Source organism: Acidimicrobiales bacterium (assembly GCA_040219515.1).
Classification (GTDB): domain Bacteria; phylum Actinomycetota; class Acidimicrobiia; order Acidimicrobiales; family Aldehydirespiratoraceae; genus JAJRXC01.
In genome coordinates this window covers 96,629-114,538 of sequence record JAVJSI010000004.1, presented here as the reverse complement: position 1 = coordinate 114,538, position 17,910 = coordinate 96,629, and the positions used below count along the sequence as shown (strand labels likewise).

Below are 17,910 nucleotides of genomic sequence, written 5' to 3'. Positions count from 1 at the left end.
GAACGTGTCGACCCGCCGCCGCATCGTGCTGTCCGTCGCGGCATTGGTGCTGGTCACCGGGGGTCTGCTCACCGAACGGTGGTTCGTCCATCCCCAGACCGACGACCCCGGCACCGCCGACGCCATTTTCGTGCTCGGGGGCGGCGGCGACCGGGTCGGGTTCGCGGTCGACCTGGTGCGGGAGGGCGTCGCCTCCGAGGTCGTCTTCGCGTCGGTCTACGTGGAGGACGAAGGGGTGTGGGCCGCCCGCCCCTGCAACGGTCGAGCGCCGCGTAACCTCGCCGACGGGGTGACGTTCGAATGTCGGGAGCCCGAACCCGGAACCACCCGCGGTGAGGCCCGGATGCTGCGCGACCTCGCAACGGAACGCGGCTGGGAGACGGTCGTCGTCGTGGCCAGCACCGACCAGATCACCCGGGCCCGCCGGCTGATCGAACGCTGCTGGGACGGCGAGATCCGTCTCACCGGACCCGACCACTTCGACCCGTGGCCCGTTCGGGCCCTCTACGAGTGGGGTGCGGGCATCAAGGCCACCTTGTTGCGCGACTGCTGACCCAGCGCCCCCACGCTGCCGATTCGGGACCACCGATCCTGGACTACAGCGCGCGCCACAGGTGCCGATAGGGCCAGGGTGAGTTCGCACCCCGCCCCGCCCGCTGTCTCCCTCCTCGGCATCCACAAGTCGTTCAACGACGTCCCTGCGCTCGTCGATCTCGACGTCGTCGCCCCCGACGGGCAGATCACCGTGCTGCTCGGCCCCAACGGCGCCGGCAAGACCACGGCGATCCGGGTGGTCACCGGCGCGATGTCGCCCGAACGGGGCACCGTCCGAACCCTCGGCCTCGACCCCGAGGCCGACGGCGAGGACGTCCGCATGGCCTGCGGAGTGGTGTCGGCCAAGCCCGCGCTCTACGACCGGCTGACCGGCAACGACAACCTGCGCTACGCAGCCGAACTCCACGGCGTCGACAAGCGCATCATCGACGACCGAATCCGCGCCGCCGCCGGCCGCTTCGGCATCGGACACGCGCTCGATGCCCAGGTCGGCGGCTACTCCACCGGCATGAAGACCCGGCTGGCGCTCGCCCGCTCGGTGCTCCACGAACCGCAACTCCTCCTGTTCGACGAACCCACGTCGGGGCTCGACCCCGAGTCGTCGCAAGCCGTGCTCCAGCTCATCCGGGACATGACCAGCGACGGCCACACCGTCGTCATGTGCACCCACCACCTCGTCGAGGCCGAGGGCCTCGCCGACCATGTCGTCGTGCTCGACAACGGCACCGATCTCGTCTCGGGCAAGCCGGCCGACCTGATCCACCAGTTCTGGCCCGACGACTCGGTCGAGATCGCCGTGGAGGATCTTCCGGGCACACCGTCGCTCGAGGACCTCACCGTCCTCGCCGGCGTCACCCGCCTGGAGCCGAGCAAGCACGGCACCCGGGTCATTCTCGAGAACCCCGACGTCACCCCCGACGTCGTGGACGCGCTCGTGAAGGCCGGCCATCGCATCCGCATGGTGAACCCCCACGAGCCCACCCTCGAGGAGCTCTACTTCGCCGTCCGGCGCTCCGCTCGCGACCTCGGCGAAGCCACGATCGAGGAGGTCATGTCATGAGCCGATCCACCATGAACTGGTCCCGCACCCTCACCGTCGCCCGGACCGATGTGAAGCAGCTGGTCCTGGCCAAGGACTTCTGGATGCCGATGGGCATCCTCGGCAGCATCTTCTTCGTGATCGTGCCGCTCGTGTTGCTCTTCAGCATCACGTCGCTCGGCGATGTCGAGGCGGTGCAGAACATCGCCAACACGCTCGAGGTCCTGCCCCAGAAGGCCCAGGACCAGATCAAGGGCGACACACCCCAGGGACGCACCAGCTACGCGCTGGCCGTGTTCCTGTTCGCCCCGATGGCCGTCGTCGTGCCGCTCACCATCTCGACCGCGGTCGGCGCCGCCACCCTGGTCGGCGAGCGCGAGCGCGGCACCGGCGAGTTCTTGGCCCACTCCCCCGCCGGCACGAAGGAGATCTATCTCGGCAAGCTGCTCGCCAGCCTGCTCCCCGGCTACTTCACGACCATGGTCGGCTTCACCGCCTATTCGCTGATCGTGAACCTGATCGTCGGCCCCGAGGTCGGCGGCTGGTTCTTCCCCACCACCCAGTGGTGGCTGCTGATGCTGTGGGTCCTCCCCGGCTTCCTCCTGATCGGCTTGTCGCTCGTGCTGCGTCTGTCCGGTCGGGTGAAGTCGACGGCGGCCGCGCAGCAGGCGTCGGGCCTCATCACGCTCCCGCTGATCGCCATCTCCTACGCCCAGGCATCGGGCGCCATCTACGGCACGCCCACGACCACGATCATCATCGGCGCCATCGCGTGGACGATCGGCATCACGTCGACCTGGCGCGGCATGGGCGCCGTCAAACGCCAGCGCCTCCTCGGCGTCGCCGACGGCGTCTGACCCGTCCCTGCGGTGTCAGACACCCGTCCCTGCGGTGTCAGACACCTGTCCCTGGGGGTCACTCGCGGGCGAGTTCGATCCTGCCGGCTGCGTCGTGGTCGAGATCCTGGTCGTCGTCCATGTCGACGACGACCCGCCGCAGCGTGCCGGTGAAGACGTTGGGTGACGCATAGTCGCCGACCGGACTCGACCGGTCGAGGCCGATGTCGAGTCCCGAGAACGAGATCATCAGGAAGAAGAAGTCGGTGGTCGTCATCGATCCGACGTCGACGCCGTCGATCTCGAGCGTGCCGGTGGCCACCTCGTCGACGCGGCTCAGCCGAAAGCCGAGATCGCGACGACCGGGGGTGACGGGCACGTCGGAGCGCACGACCTGGTGCGATCCGCCGATGTTGAGGTCGTGCACGAGGTGGCCGCCCTCGATGTAGAGCGAGTACCCACTCGTGGCATCGCCGTGGGCGACGAGAACCCCCTGGGCACCGCCGTCGGGGATCTCCACCTCGGCGACGATGCGGTAGCTCCGACTGCGCAGGTCCGGGGCCACGTCAGACGGCAGGTGACCCATCCCCGCCCAGAACTCGTAGTGGGTGCGCTCGCCATGGACCCGCGCCGCGTTCTGCGCGAAGCGTTCGGCGAAACGGTCGTCGAGCGGCAGAACGTGGTGGGCATCCGCTTCGGCCCACCACTCCTCGATCATGGCCGCCAACCGTTCGGGCTCTTCGGCGGCGAGGTCGAGGACCTCGTTGAAATCGTTGCGGAGGTCGTAGAGCTCCCACACGTCGTCGTCGAGCGGGGTGCCCGGCTGGTGAAAGGCGACCGCCTTCCAGCCGTCGATCCAGATACCGCGATGGCTGAACATCTCGAAGTACTGCGAGTGCTTTCCCGTGGCCGCTGCGGGATCATCCAGCGTGGCGAGAAAGCTGGTGCCCTCGATCGGCTGCTGGGTCACGCCGTTGATGCTCGCCGGTGGCTCGATCTCGAGCAGCTCGAGCAGCGTGGGCACGAGGTCGCTGGCGTGGGCGAACTGGTGGCGCAGGCCACCGGCACCCGTGATCCCCGCCGGCCACGAGACGACCAACGGGTCACGCACGCCACCACCGTGGGTGTTCTGCTTGTAGCGCTTCAACGGTGTGTTGGCGACCATCGCCCAGCCCCACGGGAAGTTCGAGTGCGTGTCGGGACCGCCGATGTCGTCGAGCCGATCGAGCTTCGTGGCGATCGGCTCGGGGATGCCGTTGTAGGGGCCCATCGCGTTGACGAAGCCGAGCGGACCGCCCTCCTGCGACGCGCCGTTGTCGCTGAGCACCAGCACGAGGGTGTCGTCGAGCTTCCCCGAAGCATCGAGGAAGTCGATGATGCGGGCCAACTGCTGGTCGGTGTGGTCGAGCATCGCCGCGTAGGCGGCCTGAAGTCGCTGGGCCACGCGACGCTGGTCCGCAGGCAGGTCGTCCCACGCAGCCACCCCCGGGTTGCGATCCGGCAGGACCGTGCCCGCAGGCACGATCCCCATGTCGATCATCCGGGTGAGGCGGCGGTCGCGGGCAACGTCCCAGCCCTCGGCGAACTGTTCGTCGTAGTGGTCGATCAACTCCTTCGGCACCTGATGGGGCGCATGGCAGGCGCCAGGGGCGACATAGGTGAACCAGGGCGTGTCGGGGGCGCCGGCCTCGTGCTCGGCGATCATCCGGATCGCCTCGTCGACCAGGTCGACCGTCAGGTGATAGCCGTCGTCATAGGTGCCGGGCGGCGAGACGTGGGTGTTGTCGCGCACCAGCTCGGGGGCGTACTGATCGGTCTCGGCGTCGAGAAAGCCGTAGAACCGGTCGAAGCCGCGGGCCAGCGGCCAGCCGTCGGTGGGGCCGGTCGGACCGGTCTCGTAGAGCGGCGTGACGTGCCACTTTCCGGCCATGTAGTTGCGATAGCCATGGGCCCGCAGCATCTCGGCGATGGTGCCCGCACTCTTCGCGATCTTGCCCCGGTAGCCCGGGAAGCCGCTGTCGAAGTTCGCGAGACAACCCATGCCCACACTGTGGTGGTTTCGCCCGGTGAGCAGCGCCGCTCGCGTCGTCGAGCACATCGCCGTCGTGTGAAAGCCCGTGTAGCGCAGACCCCGCTCGGCCAGCCGGTCGATCGTCGGCGTGGCGGCATCGCCGCCGTAGCAACCGAAGTCGGAGAACCCGACATCGTCGAAAAGCACCATGAGGATGTTCGGTGCCCCGTCTCGAGGGCGGGGAGGCTCCGGCCAGTGCGGGGTGGACTCGGCGATCGTGCGTCCGATGGCGGCGGTCTTCATCCCCGGAGCATGACCGACACGAACGGCGGCGGCCCGTTCAGGCCGGAAATTCCCGCGCCGACGCTCGGGCCTGAGCGAAGGTCGACGTGGTCGAAGGGCTCCGACGGTGAGAGACTGACACCCATGAGTGCTGGGTGCTGCGATGCCGCCGACGACGCACTCGTCGCGCTGCGGGACCGCCAGCGCACCGTGCTGTGGCTGGTCCTCGGGATCAACGCCGTGCTCTTCGTCGTCGAGTTCGGCGTCGGCTTGTGGGCACGCTCGTCGGCGCTGCTCGCCGATTCGCTCGACATGCTCGGCGACGCGTTCGTCTATGCGTTCAGCCTCTGGGTGCTGCATCGCGGGACCCGGTGGCGAGCGCGGGCGGCGCTTTCCAAAGGTGTCGTGCAGCTCGGGTTCGGTCTCGTCGTCCTGGGCCAGGCCGGTTGGCGTGCCCTCGACGGCACACCACCGGCAGCCGATGCGATGGCGCTCATGGGGCTCGTCGCGCTCGCGGGCAACACGTGGGCCTTCGCGCTCCTGTGGCGGCACCGCACCGACGACATCAACATGACCTCGACGTGGCTGTGCTCGCGCAACGACCTGATCGCCAACGCGGCAGTGCTCGCCGCCGCGGCGGCGGTCTGGCAACTCGACAGCGTCTGGCCCGACGTGATCGTCGGCGTCGCGATCGCGGTGCTCTTTCTTCGCACCGCCCGCGACGTGATCCACGACGCTCGCGCCGAGTTGGCGGAGCTGACGCAGGTCACGGCCTGACAGCCGAACGCAGGTCGGCCTCACGGCCACGTCCCCGCGGGGACGCTCTCGGGAGCATCACCCTGCTACCAGTCGAGCAGCGTGGCGCTGATGCCCACATCGAGCAGCGCTTGCAGAACCGACTGAGCGTGGTCGCGGTCGAGTGTGTCGATGCGGACCTCGAGGATCGTGCTGCGGGCGCCGGTGGAGCCGAGTCCGTCGTGGTCGACCTGGACGACGTTCGCGGCCGCGTCGGCGATCACTTTCGAGACCAGTGCGAGACGCCCCGGCGTGTCGTCGAGCTCCACCAGCAACCGATTGAGCCGGCCCTGCACCGCGAGGCCACGGAGCGTCACCTGCGACAGGGTGCGAGGGTCGATGTTGCCGCCGCACAGCACGAGCCCCACCTGGCGATCGGCGAACGCCTTCGGGTGCTCCATCACTGCGGCGAGCGCCGCTGCGCCGGCGCCCTCGACCACCGTCTTCTCGATCTCGAGCAACATGGCGATCGCCTTCTCGATCGCCGCCTCGGAGACCACCAGCATCCCCACACCGTGGGCGGCCAGGATCGCCTGCGTGAGGGCACCCGGCTCGGAGACGGCGATGCCGTCGGCCACGGTGGACCCGGCCATCGCCGTGGACGGCCGACCGGCGAGCGCATCGGCCATGTGCGGATAGCGATGGCTCTGCACACCGACGACCTCGACCGGTCGATCGTGCGCGCTCGCCGCCACGGCGAGGCCTGAGGCAAGGCCCCCGCCACCGACGGCGGCGACCAACACGTCGAGACCCGGGTTCTGTTCGAGCATCTCGAGTCCGACCGTGCCGGCCCCGGCGATCACGGCCGGGTCGTCGAACGGATGGATGAACTCGAGGTCTCGTTCGACCGCCAGCTCACGGGCCCGAGCGGCCGACTCCATCACGTCGGCGCCGGCGAGCTCCACGGTGGCGCCGAGATCCCGGGTGCGGGCCACCTTCACGAACGGCGTGTTCGCCGGCATGACGATCGTGGTCTCGAGGCCGAGAAGCGCGCCGTGATGGGCGACACCCTGCGCGTGGTTTCCGGCCGACATCGCGATCACGCCACGGCCGGGCTCGACGTCGAGCAGGCGGTTGCGAGCCCCCCGGCCTTTGAACGAGCCCGTGTACTGGAGGTTCTCGAACTTCAGCCACACGTCGACGCCGCAGATCTCGCTCAGGGTCAGCGAGTGGGTGAGCGGGGTGTACTCGACCGCGCCGGCGATGCGATCACGGGCGCTCTCGAGGTCGGCGTAGGACACAACACGGCCGAGTGATGACATCGGGCGATGCTACCGAGCCGACCTCGGGTCGACCGGCAAGCCCGCCGGTTGACGCCCCGCGGGACGGGTGTCTGACACCGCCTGTCCCGGGCGCGTCAGTCGAGCTGGGCGGCTTCCATGACGTCGTCGGGGGCGTCCATGTTGCCGTGGACGTCCTGGACGTCGTCGAGGTCGTCGAGCAGGTCCATCAGGTTGATGAGCTTCTTGACGTCGCCCACCTCGGTCATCTCGACCGTCGACGTCGGCAGCATCACCAGGTCGGCGGACTCGACGGGCACGCCGGCCTCGTCGAGCGCGTCGCGCACGGTGTTGAGGTCGGTCGGCGGCGAGGTGACCCGCCACATCTCGCCTTCGTCGACGATGTCGTCGGCCCCGGCATCGAGGGCGACGAGCATCAGGTCGTCTTCGGCGACCGAGCTGGGCACGAGTACGACGCCCTTGCGTTCGAACTGCCAGGCGACGGCACCCGGCTCGGCCAGCGAGCCCCCGTTCTTGGACAGGGTCGAGCGGATGTCGCCCGAGGTCCGGTTGCGATTGTCGGTGAGGCACTCGATCAGCAGCGCCACGCCACCAGGGGCATATCCCTCGTAGGTGATGGTCTCGTAGTTGACGCCTTCGAGTTCGCCGGTTCCCCGCTTGACGGCGCGCTCGATCGTGTCGAGCGGCACGCTGTTGTCGCGGGCCTTCTGGAACATCGTGCGCAGCGTCGGATTCGATTCGAGGTCGCCACCGCCGGTGCGGGCGGCCACCTCGACCTGCTTGATCAGCTTGGCGAAGAGCTTGCCCCGCTTCGCGTCGGCGGCGCCCTTCTTGTGCTTGATCGTTGCCCACTTGGAATGACCACTCATGCGACCGAATGTATCGGCTCAGGCCGAGGCGTCGGCCAACCACTGGCGGTGGATGCGATCGTCGCCCGACAGTTCGGGATGAAAGGCCGACACGAGCACGTTGCCCTGGCGACAGAGCACGGGGTCGCCGTCGACCGCGGCGAGCACCTCGACGTCGGTCCCCGCCCGCTGGACCCGCGGGGCCCGGATGAACACGGCGTGGAACGGCGCATCGAGGCCGGTGACGTCGAGGTCGGATTCGAACGAGTCGATCTGGCGGCCGTAGCCGTTGCGGGCGACCGCGATGTCGACGGCGCCGAGCGCATGCTGGTCGGGGCGCCCGTCGCTGATCTCGGCGGCCATGAGGATCATGCCCGCGCACGTGCCGAACGTCGGCAGCCCGTCCGAGACCCGTGCCGCCAGGGGTTCGAGCATGCCGGACCGTTCGAGCAGCATCGACATGGTGGTCGACTCGCCGCCGGGGACGACGAGCGCGTCGACGGCGCTCAACTGCTCGCCCGTGCGGACCTCGACGGTGTTCGCCCCGAGCGATCGGAGAATGGCGGCGTGAGCCGCGAAGGCGCCCTGGAGGGCCAGCACGCCGACGGTCGGTGCTACCAACCCCGCTCGGCCAGCTTCGTCTCGAGCGATGCGATCTCGAGACCCTTCATCGCGTCGCCGAGCCCGGTGGACACCTTCACGAGGATGTCGGGATCCTGGAAGTGGGTGGCCGCCTCGACGATGGCCGAGGCCATCTTTGCCGGCTCGTCGCTCTTGAAGATGCCCGAACCGACGAACACGGCCTGCGCGCCCAGCTGCATGACGAGGGACGCGTCGGCGGGGGTGGCGATGCCACCGGCGCAGAACATCGGCACCGGGAGTTCGCCGGTCTCGGCGATCTCCTGGACGAGCGGCAACGGCGCCTGGAGCTGCTTGGCCCAGTCGAAGAGTTCGGCGTTGTCGGCCTGACCGATCTTGCGGATGTCGCCCATGATCGAACGCAGGTGACGGACGGCCTCGACGACGTTGCCGGTGCCGGCCTCGCCCTTGGACCGGATCATGCACGCCCCCTCGGAGATGCGGCGCAGCGCCTCGCCCAGGTTGGTGGCGCCGCACACGAACGGAACGGTGAACGCCCACTTGTCGATGTGGTGGGCTTCGTCGGCCGGGGTGAGGACCTCGGACTCGTCGATGTAGTCGACATCGAGCGCCTGGAGGATCTGCGCCTCGACGAAGTGACCGATACGGGCCTTGGCCATCACCGGAATCGACACCGTGGCCTGGATGCCCTGGATCATCTCGGGGTCGGACATGCGCGACACACCACCGTCGCGACGGATGTCGGAGGGCACCCGTTCGAGCGCCATCACGGCGGTGGCCCCGGCGTCTTCGGCGACCTTCGCCTGCTCGGGATTGACGACGTCCATGATGACGCCGCCCTTCAGCATCTCGGCCAAGCCCCGCTTGACCAACTGCGTACCGGTCGTACGGGCATTGTTGCCAGCCACATCGTTGTCAGACATGCCCGTCATGCTATCCCTCGGCCTCCAGCACGAGCGCCGCGATTTCCGGGTCGAGGTCGAAGCCGTAGGATCCCTCGGGAACCAGGCTCATCCAGGTCGAGCCGGGATCGAGCGCCAGTGGCGCGCCATCGGCGTCGAAGAAGCTGTACGGGTCGTCCGGCGTGTCCCGCATCCACGTGCCGGTCCACTGCTCGCCGCCGGACATGATGGTGACCGGACCGGTACCGACCGTCCGGGCGTCGACCGAACCCGGTGCAAAGGTGCTCGGGGTGTACTCCACCTCCAGCAGCACGACGTTGTCGAACGCGAACGGCGCGCCGTCCTGCGTGGCGTGGATCTCGCCGTCCTGCACCCGGACGTAGCCGAGCGCCTCGTCGAACACCCAGCTCACGTCGTTCTGGCCGGTCACCGTGGCCCCCGGTCCGTCATCACCCGCGACTCGATCGTCATCGGCGGAGCGATAGGTGAAGAGGGGTGCGGCCGCGCCGGCGGCCTCGCCGTACTTCTCCACGATCTCGGGCAGATTCGAGAACAGGTTGTCCGGTGCCCGGAAGTCGGTGTCGCGCACGAGATCGACGTTGGTGCCACGGTCCACGACGAGCTCGACGAGCCCGCCGCTCTGGAGACCGCGCAACTGACCGGTGACGGTCGGATTCGCACCCGAGTACACGAGTATCGGATGGCCGAGGTTCGTGAGCAGATCGATGTCGCTCGTCCGACCGGACCGGATCGGCCCGACCCGCTCGGGCAGGTTGCTGTGGAAGATCACCGCGAAGCGCGTGGCGTTGTCCTCGATGCGCTCCTCGATCACGACGTCGGCGAGGTCGATACCACTCCAGTTGTCCTGGACCGTCGAGTTGTTCGAGATCTTGACGACGACGGCGGCCTGGTCCAGCAGCGGCGAGTCCTCGTCGATCGGCTCGCCGGTGAGCGGGGCCACCGGCCCATCGGGCAGGGTCGTCGTCGTGGTCGTGCTCGTCGTCGAGGAGGTCGACGACGTGGTGGTCGGCGACGCCTCTGGTTCGTCGTCGCCTCCACCGGAGACGACGACCACGATGATGATCAGGATCAGCGCGACAAGGGCGCCACCAGCAGCCAGCAGGCTGCGACGGTTGAATTGCATTTAGAGCTCCCGAAGGGTGTCGATACGCTCGCCCAGCGCAGGTTGAACTGCATCGGCGACACCACGCGGCCCAACCAGCCAGAGGTGACGGGAGGCGGGCCGATCCGGCACACCATCCGATGCGGCAGCCTTCTCGAACACCGCGGCCAGGGCCGGGGGGTAGCGAGTGAGCTGCACTCCGTCGATGTCGACTCGAGCGAGTCGACGATCGTCCAGAACTCGATCGCGGACACGCGCCGCGAAAGGACCGTAGAGCGGGGCGACGGCAGCCAGCACGGTGGCTGCATGTATCCCGCTGCCGAACTGCACCAGCTCGCGCGCCACGACGGCTTCGAGCTCGAGCCGATCGAGCTGACGCAGCGCACCGGTGGTGATCACCAGCCGGGTGTCGGCGGCATTGCCGGCCACCGCCGCGTCGGGGGCGAACGACTCGACGAGGTAGAGCCGGGGTTCGCTGATGCCGTGGCTCGCACAGACGCTCTCGACGAGGCTCTCGAGCCGAGGCTCGGACCCGGCCGGAATCGGCACCGCCCCGAGTGAGCGCAGGGCCGCGTCGGGGGCCCGCCGTTCCAGGACCAACATCACCACGAACGCCGCGGCGAGCCCGATCACGAGGGCGATGATCCACGCCAGCGAACCGGGCGCGACGATGCCGACGATCAGCGTCGTGAAGAGGAAGGCGACGACGGCAGGGGCGACCAGCAGCAGTCGAGCGGTGATGGTGGGCACGGTGGGCTCAGCAGGCGATCAGAACTCGACCGCGACGTTGCCACGGGACTCGTCGTCGGCCTCGAAGTACTCGCGCTCGGTGAAGCGGAGCGGGCCGGCCAGGACGACCGCCGGGAACGTCTGGATCGCAGTGTTGTACTTCAGCACGGTGTCGTTGTAGTGCTGGCGGGCAAAGGCGATGCGACCTTCGGTGGAGGTCAGCTCTTCCTGGAGTTCGAGGAAGTTCTGGTTGGCCTTGAGGTCGGGATAGGCCTCGGACACGGCGAACAGTTGACGCAGTGCACCGGTGAGCATGTTCTCGCTGGCGGCCTGATCGGCCGGACCCTCGGCGGTCGTGGCCGCGTTGCGGGCCTGGATCACCGCTTCGAGTGTCTCCCTCTCGTGCGAGGCGTAGCCCTTCACCGTCTCGACGAGGTTGGGGATGAGGTCCCAGCGACGCTTGAGCTGCACGTCGATCTGCGCCCACGCGTTCTCGATGCGGTTCCGCAGCTTGACCAGGTTGTTGTAGAGGCTGATGACGAAGATCACCAGCAGCACGACGATGACGAGGACGATGATGAGCGCAACCATGTGGGCAGCGTATCCCTTGCGCGCACGATCCTCGTTGCACTCGGGGTTTCCGATGCACCTACCGGTCGACCAGGGCCTCGTAGCGCCGGATGTAGAAGTCGGCCAGCGCCGCCATCGAGAACTCCTCGGCCCGCGTTCGTCCCGATGCCACCAATGCCTGTCGGATGCCGTCATCGGCCAGCACCTCGCGGATGGCGACGGCGAGGGCCTCGTGATTGCCCGCATCGAAGAGGCGGGCGTCGCTCCCCTGCCGTGCCGCATTGGCGTAGCCGGGGATATCGGACGCGACGACCGGGGTGCCGGCGGCCATGCCTTCGAGCAGCACGACCCCGAAGGACTCGCCGTGCAGCGATGGCGCGCAGAACACGTCGGCGCCCTTCAGGCGGGCGATCTTCTCGTCCTCGCCGATGGCGCCCAGCCATTCGAGGCGCGGGTCGCCCGCATATGCGGCCTTGAGCGTCTCGGTCTCGGGCCCCTCACCCGCGATCCACACCCGCACGTCGGCCGGCAGCAGGGCGACGGCGTCGAGCAGCACACGTAGACCCTTGCGTTCCTCGTGTCGACCCACGAACAAGATGGTGGGCGCGCCGGTGGTGGCGAACACCTCGCTGTCGTCGTAGCGACGCAACTCGACCGCATTGAACGTGAGCGCGTAGTCGCCGCCGAGACTGTCGCTCGCCATCCGGCGTGCGTCCTCGGACACGGCAACGCGGTCGTCGAGTCGCCCAGCCAGGTAGCGCACGACCCCGTTCATCATCTCGTAGGCCCGCGACCGTCCGGCCATGTGGAACGTGCCGAGCAACGGCGCCGGCTTCGTCAACAACGCCGTGGTGGTCGGCCCGGGCGCAAGGGGCTCGTGGAGATGGACGACCTCGAACGCTTCGTCGCGCATCGCCCGGATCGTGCGCAACTGCGCGGAGGGGTCGGGGGCGACAGGGGCGACCGAACCGTTGGCCGCCGTCGGGAGACTGAGGCCGAGCGGCGTGACACCGGCGTCGGGCGGCGGGCCGTCGCACGGCGCGAGCACCCGGACTGCGTGACCCTTCCGCCGTAGGGCCCGCGCGAGCCCCAACACCTGCGTCTGCACCCCTCCCGGCACGGTGAGGCTGTAGGGGCAGATCATGCCGATCCGCATCAGCGGTCACCTTCGTCGACCAGCGCACGGAGGTGCTCGGGCATCGGCCGCGCCAGCGCGACGTAGTCACTCGGCCAGTTCGGCTGGAGAAGGTGCCACTGCTCGGGAGCAGCCTCGATCAACGACTCGAATCGATGGGCCAGGTCCTGCGTGACCCGGGCGACGTCGTCGCGCAGGCGACCGCGGCGTTCGGTGTCGAGCGCCGGCGACACGACGGCATAGCGAAGCCCGTCGCGCCAGTACACGGCCGTCGGCAGCAGCGGTGACCCGGTGCGCAGCGCCAGCGTGGCCGGACCGCCCGGGAGTGTGGTCCGCTCGCCGAAGAACTCCACCGGTACGCCGTTTCCCTGGAGGTCACGGTCGGCGAGGAGGCAGAGCACCTGGCCGTTGTTCAACGCCTGGACGCTCGCTTTGCCCGCCTCGGGACCGAGGGGCACGATGCTCATTCCCAGCGACTCCCGAAACCCCGCGAACCACTCGAAGACCTCGGGCGGTTCGAGCGCCTCGACCACGGCGGTGACCCTGTAGTCGGGCACGAGCGAGAGCCAGAAGGCCGCCCACTCCCAAGTGCCGAGGTGGGGCAGCGCCAGGATCGGACCCTGGCCGCGCTCGCAGGCCGCCTCGATCTGTCCGAATCCCTCGTAGGCGAACTCGCGGTCGATCTCCTCGATCGACAGGTCGGGCAGCCGGAAGCTCTCGTGGTAGTAGCGGGCGTACCACTCGAAGGTCTCGGCGACCCGCCGCCGCTCCTCGACCCTCGACATCGGGCGACCCAGGACCCGCTCGAGATTCCGGGCGACCACGACACGCCGTTCCCGCGACGTCGCCGCACCGTTGCCGATGAGGCGCGCCACGCCGGTCCCGGCCGCGGCCGGGACGTGGCGAGCGAGAAACGACCCCGCCCGATAGGCGGAGGCGGATGGCACCCCGTCGGCCGATCTCAGCCGTCGCGAAGGGCTCGGCGTTCGCGCATGCGCTCACGCCACACCGATTCCGCCGACCGGCGCCGCCGGGGCTGGCGTCGCTGGCGACGAGCCGGCAGCGGCCGGTCCTGCGAGGCCTGGCGCCAGACCTTCACGAAGCGCTGGATCGCGGTGATCGCCGTGAGCACGAACATCACCCACAGGATCGGGATGAGGAGTTCGGAGAACAGCAGGGCGAGGGCGAGCACGATGATGCGCTCGGCCCGTTCCATGATGCCGCCCTTGGCGTCGTAACCCAGCGACTCGGCCTTGGCCCGCTGGTAGGAGATGAACATGGCGAGGCCCATGATGGCCACCGGGAGCATCATGATGCGGCCGGGCTCGTTGCTGGCGAGATACCAGGCCACGCCGCCGAACAGCAGCCCGTCGGTGAGCCGATCGGAGACCGAATCGAAGAAGGCGCCGCGGTCCGAACCGGTGCCCGAGGCCCGGGCCACCGCGCCGTCGAGGGCGTCGGGAATCCCGGTGAGCAGGAGGAACAGGAAGCCCACCCGCATGTGGCCGGCACCGATGGTGACGGCGGCGACCGTCGCCATCGCGATGCCGATCACGGTGATGACATCGGCGGTGATGCCGGTGCGGCGAAGGCTGTGGCCGATCGGCGTCAGGCCCTTGTCGACCGTCGTGCGCCAGTTTCCGTCGAACATGTGAACTCCTCGAGAACGACCACAGGCTACCAGCCCGGTCCCGATGCGCTCGTCACTCGAGCGCGTCGGAAGCCCACCGGATGGCATCGTCGCGGTCTCGGAACGTCTCGACCTCCAACGGACCGGCAGTCCACGAGTCGGACAGCGTGGAGACCATCGTCCGGAAGTCCTCGAGGATCGGTCCCAATCCCGCGCCCACCGGGTGGATGATGGCGTTGCGTCGGGGCCGTCGGGACGAGCCTCGCAGCCGGCGGGCGATCGCGTGGAGGTCATCGAGGGTCAGATCGAGCGTGGTGTCGGGCTCGATGTCGGTCACGATGAAGGCGTTGGGGGGTCCATCGGACTCGATTCGCTCGATCACGTCCAACACGACCTCGAGGGTGACGTCACCCGCAACGCGGACCAGGTGCCCGTCGCCGTGACGTTCGATCCGCACAGCCATGTGATCCTCCGCCTTGCCTTGCGTTGCGCCGCCTCGCACCCCACCGCGGCGAGCCTAGGCCGGAAGCGCGGTCCAGTCTTCCGGATTGGTCTCGACGAAGTGATCGATGATCTCGCCATCGATCCCGTCGACGAGCACCAGGCCCCGCTTCTCGGGGGTCGGCTCGTTGGAATAGAGCAGGATCCGCCAGGTCGGCCGGCTGCGGAACCCGCGCCATCCGAGCTGCGCCGACGCGTGACCGACGGGGAACCCGACCTGTCGGGTGGCGGCCTGGAGCGCGTGCTCCTCGTCGAAGGCCAGGTCCCAGCCACCCTGGAGGTGGTAGAGGCCGATGGCGATGAGGGCGATACCGGCAACGGTGACGCCCCGGTTGACGAGCACTGCGTCGACACCCGCGTTGGCTCGCACCAGCACGCAGGCGATGCCGATCAGTACGTAGAGCACCCCGGGGATGCGGCGTCGGCTGTTGTTCGGGAACAGGTACGGGATCTCGATGGCCGTGGTGTCGAGATCGGCGGGCAGCGCATCGCGTATCTCTTCCGCGCTGTCGCTCACCTCTTCGGGGGCGACGAATCGGTCGTCGGCGGAGCTGTCGTCCTCGATGTTCACGTGACTCAGGCTACGGGCCACGCCTCGCGGATACGTAGCCAGGAGTCGGACAACGCCTCGGGCAGCACCCGGACGTTGGCGACCGACGTCATGAAGTTCGTGTCGCCCTCCCAACGCGGCAGGACGTGGACATGGAGGTGGTCGGGGAAGCCGGCACCCGCACCCCGGCCGAGGTTGGCGCCGATGTTCATCCCCTGCGGCTCGTACGCCGCGGTGAGCGCCTCGGTCGCAAAGCGCACCCCTTCCCAGAGTTCGGCGTGTTCGTCGGCCGTGAGATCGGCCAGCAGGGGCACCCCCCGCTGCGGCAGCACCATCACGTGGCCCGACGTGTAGGGGTACGCGTTGAGGAGCGCGAAGCAGTGATCACCGCGCCACAGGATGTAGGTCTCGTCGTCGGGCAGGCCGCTGTGGAGGATCGCCTCGAACAGCGTCATGCCGTCGGGAACGTCAACCTCGTGCTCCTCCGGTGATGACCGGATGTAGGGCATGCGCCACCCGGCCCAGAGGTGCTCGACCATCAGGCCTTCGTCTCGACCTCGGCCGCGAGCCGGGCGATGAAGTCGTCGACGGTCACGTCACGATCCGGCGAGTCGTCACCACGGCGATTGACGCCGACGGTGTCGTTGGCCACGTCGTCGTCGCCGACCACCAGGACGTAGGGGATCTTCTCCACCTTGCCGTTGCGGACCCGCTTGCCGAGGCCGTCGTCGGCACCCACCACATCGACCCGGAACCCGGCGGCTCGTAGGCGGGCGGCCAACGCGTGTGCGTGGTCGTCGTGCACATCGGCGACAGGGAGAATCCGGACCTGGGTGGGGGCGAGCCAGGCCGGGAAGGCCCCTGCGTAGTGCTCGATCAGCACACCGAAGAAGCGCTCGATCGAACCCATCAGGGCCCGGTGGATCATCACCGGCTGCTGGCGGGAGCCGTCGCTCGCGACGTATTCGAGACCGAAACGTTCGGGCAGCGTGAAGTCGAGTTGGATGGTGGAGAGTTGCCACGACCGTCCGATCGCGTCCTTCACGTCGACGTCGATCTTCGGACCGTAGAACGCGCCACCGCCCTCGTCGACCACATAGTCGAGACCGTGGGCGTCGAGGGCCCCGCGCAGACCCTCGGTGGCCTGGTCCCACAGCGCGTCGTCGCCCACGGACTTCTCGAGTGGACGGGTCGACAACTTCGCCTGGAAGTCGTCGAATCCGAACGCCCGCAGCACACTCAGCACGAAGTCGAGCAGCGACGCGAGCTCGCGCTCGATGTCGTCGCGGGCGCAGAAGATGTGGCTGTCGTCCTGGGTGAAGCCGCGGGTACGCATCAGACCGTGGATCGCGCCGGAGAGTTCGTAGCGATAGACGGCCCCCAGCTCGAACATCCGCAGCGGGAGATCGCGGTAGCTGCGCTGGCTCGACCGGTAGATCATCACGTGGAACGGACAGTTCATCGGCTTCGGGTAGTAGGTGGCGCCGTCCATCTCCATGGGCGGGTACATGCCGTCGGCGTAGAAGTCGAGATGACCGGAGGTCTCCCACAGCACCGACTTCGCGATGTGGGGCGAGACGACGAACTCGTAGCCGCCGTTCTCGTGGCGCTCGCGTGAGTAGTCCTCCATGAGCTTGCGGATCTTGGCGCCCTTCGGATGCCAGACCGCCAGACCCGGCCCGAGCTCGTCGGGCCAGCTCACGAGATCGAGTTCCTGGGCGAGGCGGCGATGGTCGCGCTTCTCGGCCTCGGCCAGCATCTGGAGATGGGTCTTCAGCGCCTTCTTGGAGTCCCACGCGGTGCCGTAGATGCGCTGGAGCATCGGGCGTGACACGTCGCCGCGCCAGTAGGCGCCGGCCACCGACTGCAGCTTGAAGTGACGGAGTCGTCCGGTGCTCGGCACGTGGGGACCGGTGCACATGTCGCGGAAGGTGCCGGGCGCGTCGGCGTCGCCGTTGGCGTAGTAGCTGATCACGTCGCCGGCCACCTCGCCGACGTCCTCGCCCGACGCCGCACCGTCGCGCACCCGCTCGATGATCTCGGCCTTGAATGGCTCGTCGGCGAAGAACTCGACCGCCGCGTCGAGGCTGAGTTCGTGACGCACGAAGGGCTGGTCGGCCTCGACCAACTCGTTCATGCGAGCCTCGATCTTCTCGAGGTCGTCGTCGGACAGGGTGGCGCCATCGGGCAGCTCGACGTCGTAGTAGAAGCCGAACTCGATCGGCGGGCCGATCGCGAGCTGGGTGCCGGGGTGGAGATCGAGGATCGCCTGGGCCAGCAGGTGCGCGCTCGAGTGGCGAATGGTGTGCAGCCCCCGCGGCGAGGACGGGGTGACGATCTCCACCTCCGCACCGTCGGTGAGGGGGACGTCGAGGTCCTGCTCCGTGCCGTCGGCGACGACGATCAGGGCATCGGAGGCGAGACGGGGTCCGATGTCGGCCGCGAGGTCCGCGCCGGTCGCGCCGGCGGGAAGTTCACGGCTCGACCCATCGGGCAGGCTGACGGAGATGACATCGGACATACGCGTCCGAGGCTACCTCCGGCCCCTGTCGGCTCGGCCCGA

At 68.6% G+C, this 17,910-nt stretch carries 19 protein-coding genes; 4 read left to right on the top strand and 15 right to left on the bottom strand.

The window, feature by feature from the left end:
* Nucleotides 1-4: 4 nt before the first annotated feature.
* The 3 genes from RIB98_01630 to RIB98_01620 all read left to right on the top strand — a co-directional run bounded on the left by RIB98_01630 (nucleotide 5) and on the right by RIB98_01620 (nucleotide 2,451).
* Nucleotides 5-553 carry an ElyC/SanA/YdcF family protein gene (locus tag RIB98_01630; GenBank protein MEQ8839655.1) on the top strand — a complete coding sequence of 183 codons (549 nt, stop codon included), beginning with the start codon at nucleotides 5-7 and terminating at the stop codon, nucleotides 551-553.
* Between the two features lie 78 nt (nucleotides 554-631).
* A complete protein-coding gene (locus tag RIB98_01625) occupies nucleotides 632-1,615 on the top strand; it encodes an ABC transporter ATP-binding protein (protein MEQ8839654.1) in 984 nt (327 codons plus the stop codon).
* Entirely contained in the window at nucleotides 1,612-2,451 is an 840-nt protein-coding gene (locus tag RIB98_01620) for an ABC transporter permease subunit (protein ID MEQ8839653.1), read from the top strand. The genes RIB98_01625 and RIB98_01620 overlap by 4 nt, the downstream gene beginning before the upstream one ends.
* Nucleotides 2,452-2,509: 58 nt before the next feature.
* Here the strand turns inward: RIB98_01620 and RIB98_01615 are convergent, their stop codons facing one another.
* Nucleotides 2,510-4,744 (bottom strand): arylsulfatase, encoded by a 2,235-nt coding sequence (locus tag RIB98_01615; protein ID MEQ8839652.1) that lies wholly within the window; start codon nucleotides 4,742-4,744, stop codon nucleotides 2,510-2,512.
* A gap of 123 nt (nucleotides 4,745-4,867) precedes the next feature.
* Here RIB98_01615 and RIB98_01610 point away from each other — a divergent pair, with 123 nt between their 5' ends.
* Nucleotides 4,868-5,500: a cation transporter gene (locus RIB98_01610; protein ID MEQ8839651.1), complete on the top strand. Its 633-nt coding sequence runs from the start codon at nucleotides 4,868-4,870 to the stop codon at nucleotides 5,498-5,500.
* Between the two features lie 65 nt (nucleotides 5,501-5,565).
* Here RIB98_01610 and RIB98_01605 read toward each other — a convergent pair whose 3' ends face one another.
* From RIB98_01605 to thrS, 14 genes are all read right to left on the bottom strand, one after another.
* Nucleotides 5,566-6,780: a threonine ammonia-lyase gene (locus RIB98_01605; GenBank protein MEQ8839650.1), complete on the bottom strand. Its 1,215-nt coding sequence runs from the start codon at nucleotides 6,778-6,780 to the stop codon at nucleotides 5,566-5,568.
* A gap of 95 nt (nucleotides 6,781-6,875) precedes the next feature.
* Complete coding sequence (locus RIB98_01600) at nucleotides 6,876-7,628, bottom strand: YebC/PmpR family DNA-binding transcriptional regulator (GenBank protein ID MEQ8839649.1); 753 nt, start codon at nucleotides 7,626-7,628, stop codon at nucleotides 6,876-6,878.
* Between the two features lie 18 nt (nucleotides 7,629-7,646).
* Complete coding sequence (gene pdxT / locus RIB98_01595) at nucleotides 7,647-8,207, bottom strand: pyridoxal 5'-phosphate synthase glutaminase subunit PdxT (protein ID MEQ8839648.1); 561 nt, start codon at nucleotides 8,205-8,207, stop codon at nucleotides 7,647-7,649.
* A gap of 14 nt (nucleotides 8,208-8,221) precedes the next feature.
* Nucleotides 8,222-9,130, bottom strand: coding sequence for a pyridoxal 5'-phosphate synthase lyase subunit PdxS (gene pdxS, locus RIB98_01590; protein MEQ8839647.1), 909 nt, complete (start codon nucleotides 9,128-9,130; stop codon nucleotides 8,222-8,224).
* Nucleotides 9,131-9,140: 10 nt separating this feature from the next.
* Nucleotides 9,141-10,253: a DUF3048 domain-containing protein gene (locus RIB98_01585; protein MEQ8839646.1), complete on the bottom strand. Its 1,113-nt coding sequence runs from the start codon at nucleotides 10,251-10,253 to the stop codon at nucleotides 9,141-9,143.
* Nucleotides 10,254-10,982: a hypothetical protein gene (locus RIB98_01580; GenBank protein ID MEQ8839645.1), complete on the bottom strand. Its 729-nt coding sequence runs from the start codon at nucleotides 10,980-10,982 to the stop codon at nucleotides 10,254-10,256.
* An 18-nt stretch (nucleotides 10,983-11,000) separates the two neighbouring features.
* Nucleotides 11,001-11,552 (bottom strand): LemA family protein, encoded by a 552-nt coding sequence (locus RIB98_01575; GenBank protein MEQ8839644.1) that lies wholly within the window; start codon nucleotides 11,550-11,552, stop codon nucleotides 11,001-11,003.
* A 58-nt stretch (nucleotides 11,553-11,610) separates the two neighbouring features.
* Nucleotides 11,611-12,687, bottom strand: coding sequence for a glycosyltransferase family 4 protein (locus RIB98_01570; GenBank protein MEQ8839643.1), 1,077 nt, complete (start codon nucleotides 12,685-12,687; stop codon nucleotides 11,611-11,613).
* Nucleotides 12,687-13,613, bottom strand: coding sequence for a phosphatidylinositol mannoside acyltransferase (locus tag RIB98_01565; GenBank protein ID MEQ8839642.1), 927 nt, complete (start codon nucleotides 13,611-13,613; stop codon nucleotides 12,687-12,689). The genes RIB98_01570 and RIB98_01565 overlap by 1 nt, the downstream gene beginning before the upstream one ends.
* 14 nt (nucleotides 13,614-13,627) lie before the next feature.
* A complete protein-coding gene (locus RIB98_01560) occupies nucleotides 13,628-14,317 on the bottom strand; it encodes a CDP-alcohol phosphatidyltransferase family protein (protein ID MEQ8839641.1) in 690 nt (229 codons plus the stop codon).
* A gap of 52 nt (nucleotides 14,318-14,369) precedes the next feature.
* Complete coding sequence (locus RIB98_01555) at nucleotides 14,370-14,759, bottom strand: hypothetical protein (GenBank protein MEQ8839640.1); 390 nt, start codon at nucleotides 14,757-14,759, stop codon at nucleotides 14,370-14,372.
* Nucleotides 14,760-14,813: 54 nt separating this feature from the next.
* On the bottom strand, nucleotides 14,814-15,368 hold the full coding sequence (locus RIB98_01550) for a hypothetical protein (GenBank protein MEQ8839639.1): 555 nt from the start codon (nucleotides 15,366-15,368) through the stop codon (nucleotides 14,814-14,816).
* A 5-nt stretch (nucleotides 15,369-15,373) separates the two neighbouring features.
* A complete protein-coding gene (locus tag RIB98_01545; protein ID MEQ8839638.1) occupies nucleotides 15,374-15,886 on the bottom strand; it encodes an HIT domain-containing protein in 513 nt (170 codons plus the stop codon).
* Nucleotides 15,886-17,868, bottom strand: coding sequence for a threonine--tRNA ligase (thrS, locus tag RIB98_01540; protein MEQ8839637.1), 1,983 nt, complete (start codon nucleotides 17,866-17,868; stop codon nucleotides 15,886-15,888). Before thrS ends, RIB98_01545 begins: the two co-directional genes overlap by 1 nt.
* Between the last annotated feature and the right edge of the window lie 42 nt (nucleotides 17,869-17,910).

Bases quoted from the DNA above. Each gene is read 5' to 3' on its own strand.
- RIB98_01605 (MEQ8839650.1), bottom strand. From the start codon at position 6,780: ATGTCATCACTCGGCCGTGTTGTGTCCTACGCCGACCTCGAGAGCGCC.
- RIB98_01615 (MEQ8839652.1), bottom strand. From the start codon at position 4,744: ATGAAGACCGCCGCCATCGGACGCACGATCGCCGAGTCCACCCCGCAC.
- RIB98_01560 (MEQ8839641.1), bottom strand. From the start codon at position 14,317: ATGTTCGACGGAAACTGGCGCACGACGGTCGACAAGGGCCTGACGCCG.
- RIB98_01610 (MEQ8839651.1), top strand. From the start codon at position 4,868: ATGAGTGCTGGGTGCTGCGATGCCGCCGACGACGCACTCGTCGCGCTG.
- pdxS (MEQ8839647.1), bottom strand. From the start codon at position 9,130: ATGTCTGACAACGATGTGGCTGGCAACAATGCCCGTACGACCGGTACG.
- thrS (MEQ8839637.1), bottom strand. From the start codon at position 17,868: ATGTCCGATGTCATCTCCGTCAGCCTGCCCGATGGGTCGAGCCGTGAA.
- RIB98_01585 (MEQ8839646.1), bottom strand. From the start codon at position 10,253: ATGCAATTCAACCGTCGCAGCCTGCTGGCTGCTGGTGGCGCCCTTGTC.
- RIB98_01620 (MEQ8839653.1), top strand. From the start codon at position 1,612: ATGAGCCGATCCACCATGAACTGGTCCCGCACCCTCACCGTCGCCCGG.
- RIB98_01555 (MEQ8839640.1), bottom strand. From the start codon at position 14,759: ATGGCTGTGCGGATCGAACGTCACGGCGACGGGCACCTGGTCCGCGTT.
- RIB98_01600 (MEQ8839649.1), bottom strand. From the start codon at position 7,628: ATGAGTGGTCATTCCAAGTGGGCAACGATCAAGCACAAGAAGGGCGCC.
- RIB98_01545 (MEQ8839638.1), bottom strand. From the start codon at position 15,886: ATGGTCGAGCACCTCTGGGCCGGGTGGCGCATGCCCTACATCCGGTCA.
- RIB98_01570 (MEQ8839643.1), bottom strand. From the start codon at position 12,687: ATGCGGATCGGCATGATCTGCCCCTACAGCCTCACCGTGCCGGGAGGG.
- RIB98_01575 (MEQ8839644.1), bottom strand. From the start codon at position 11,552: ATGGTTGCGCTCATCATCGTCCTCGTCATCGTCGTGCTGCTGGTGATC.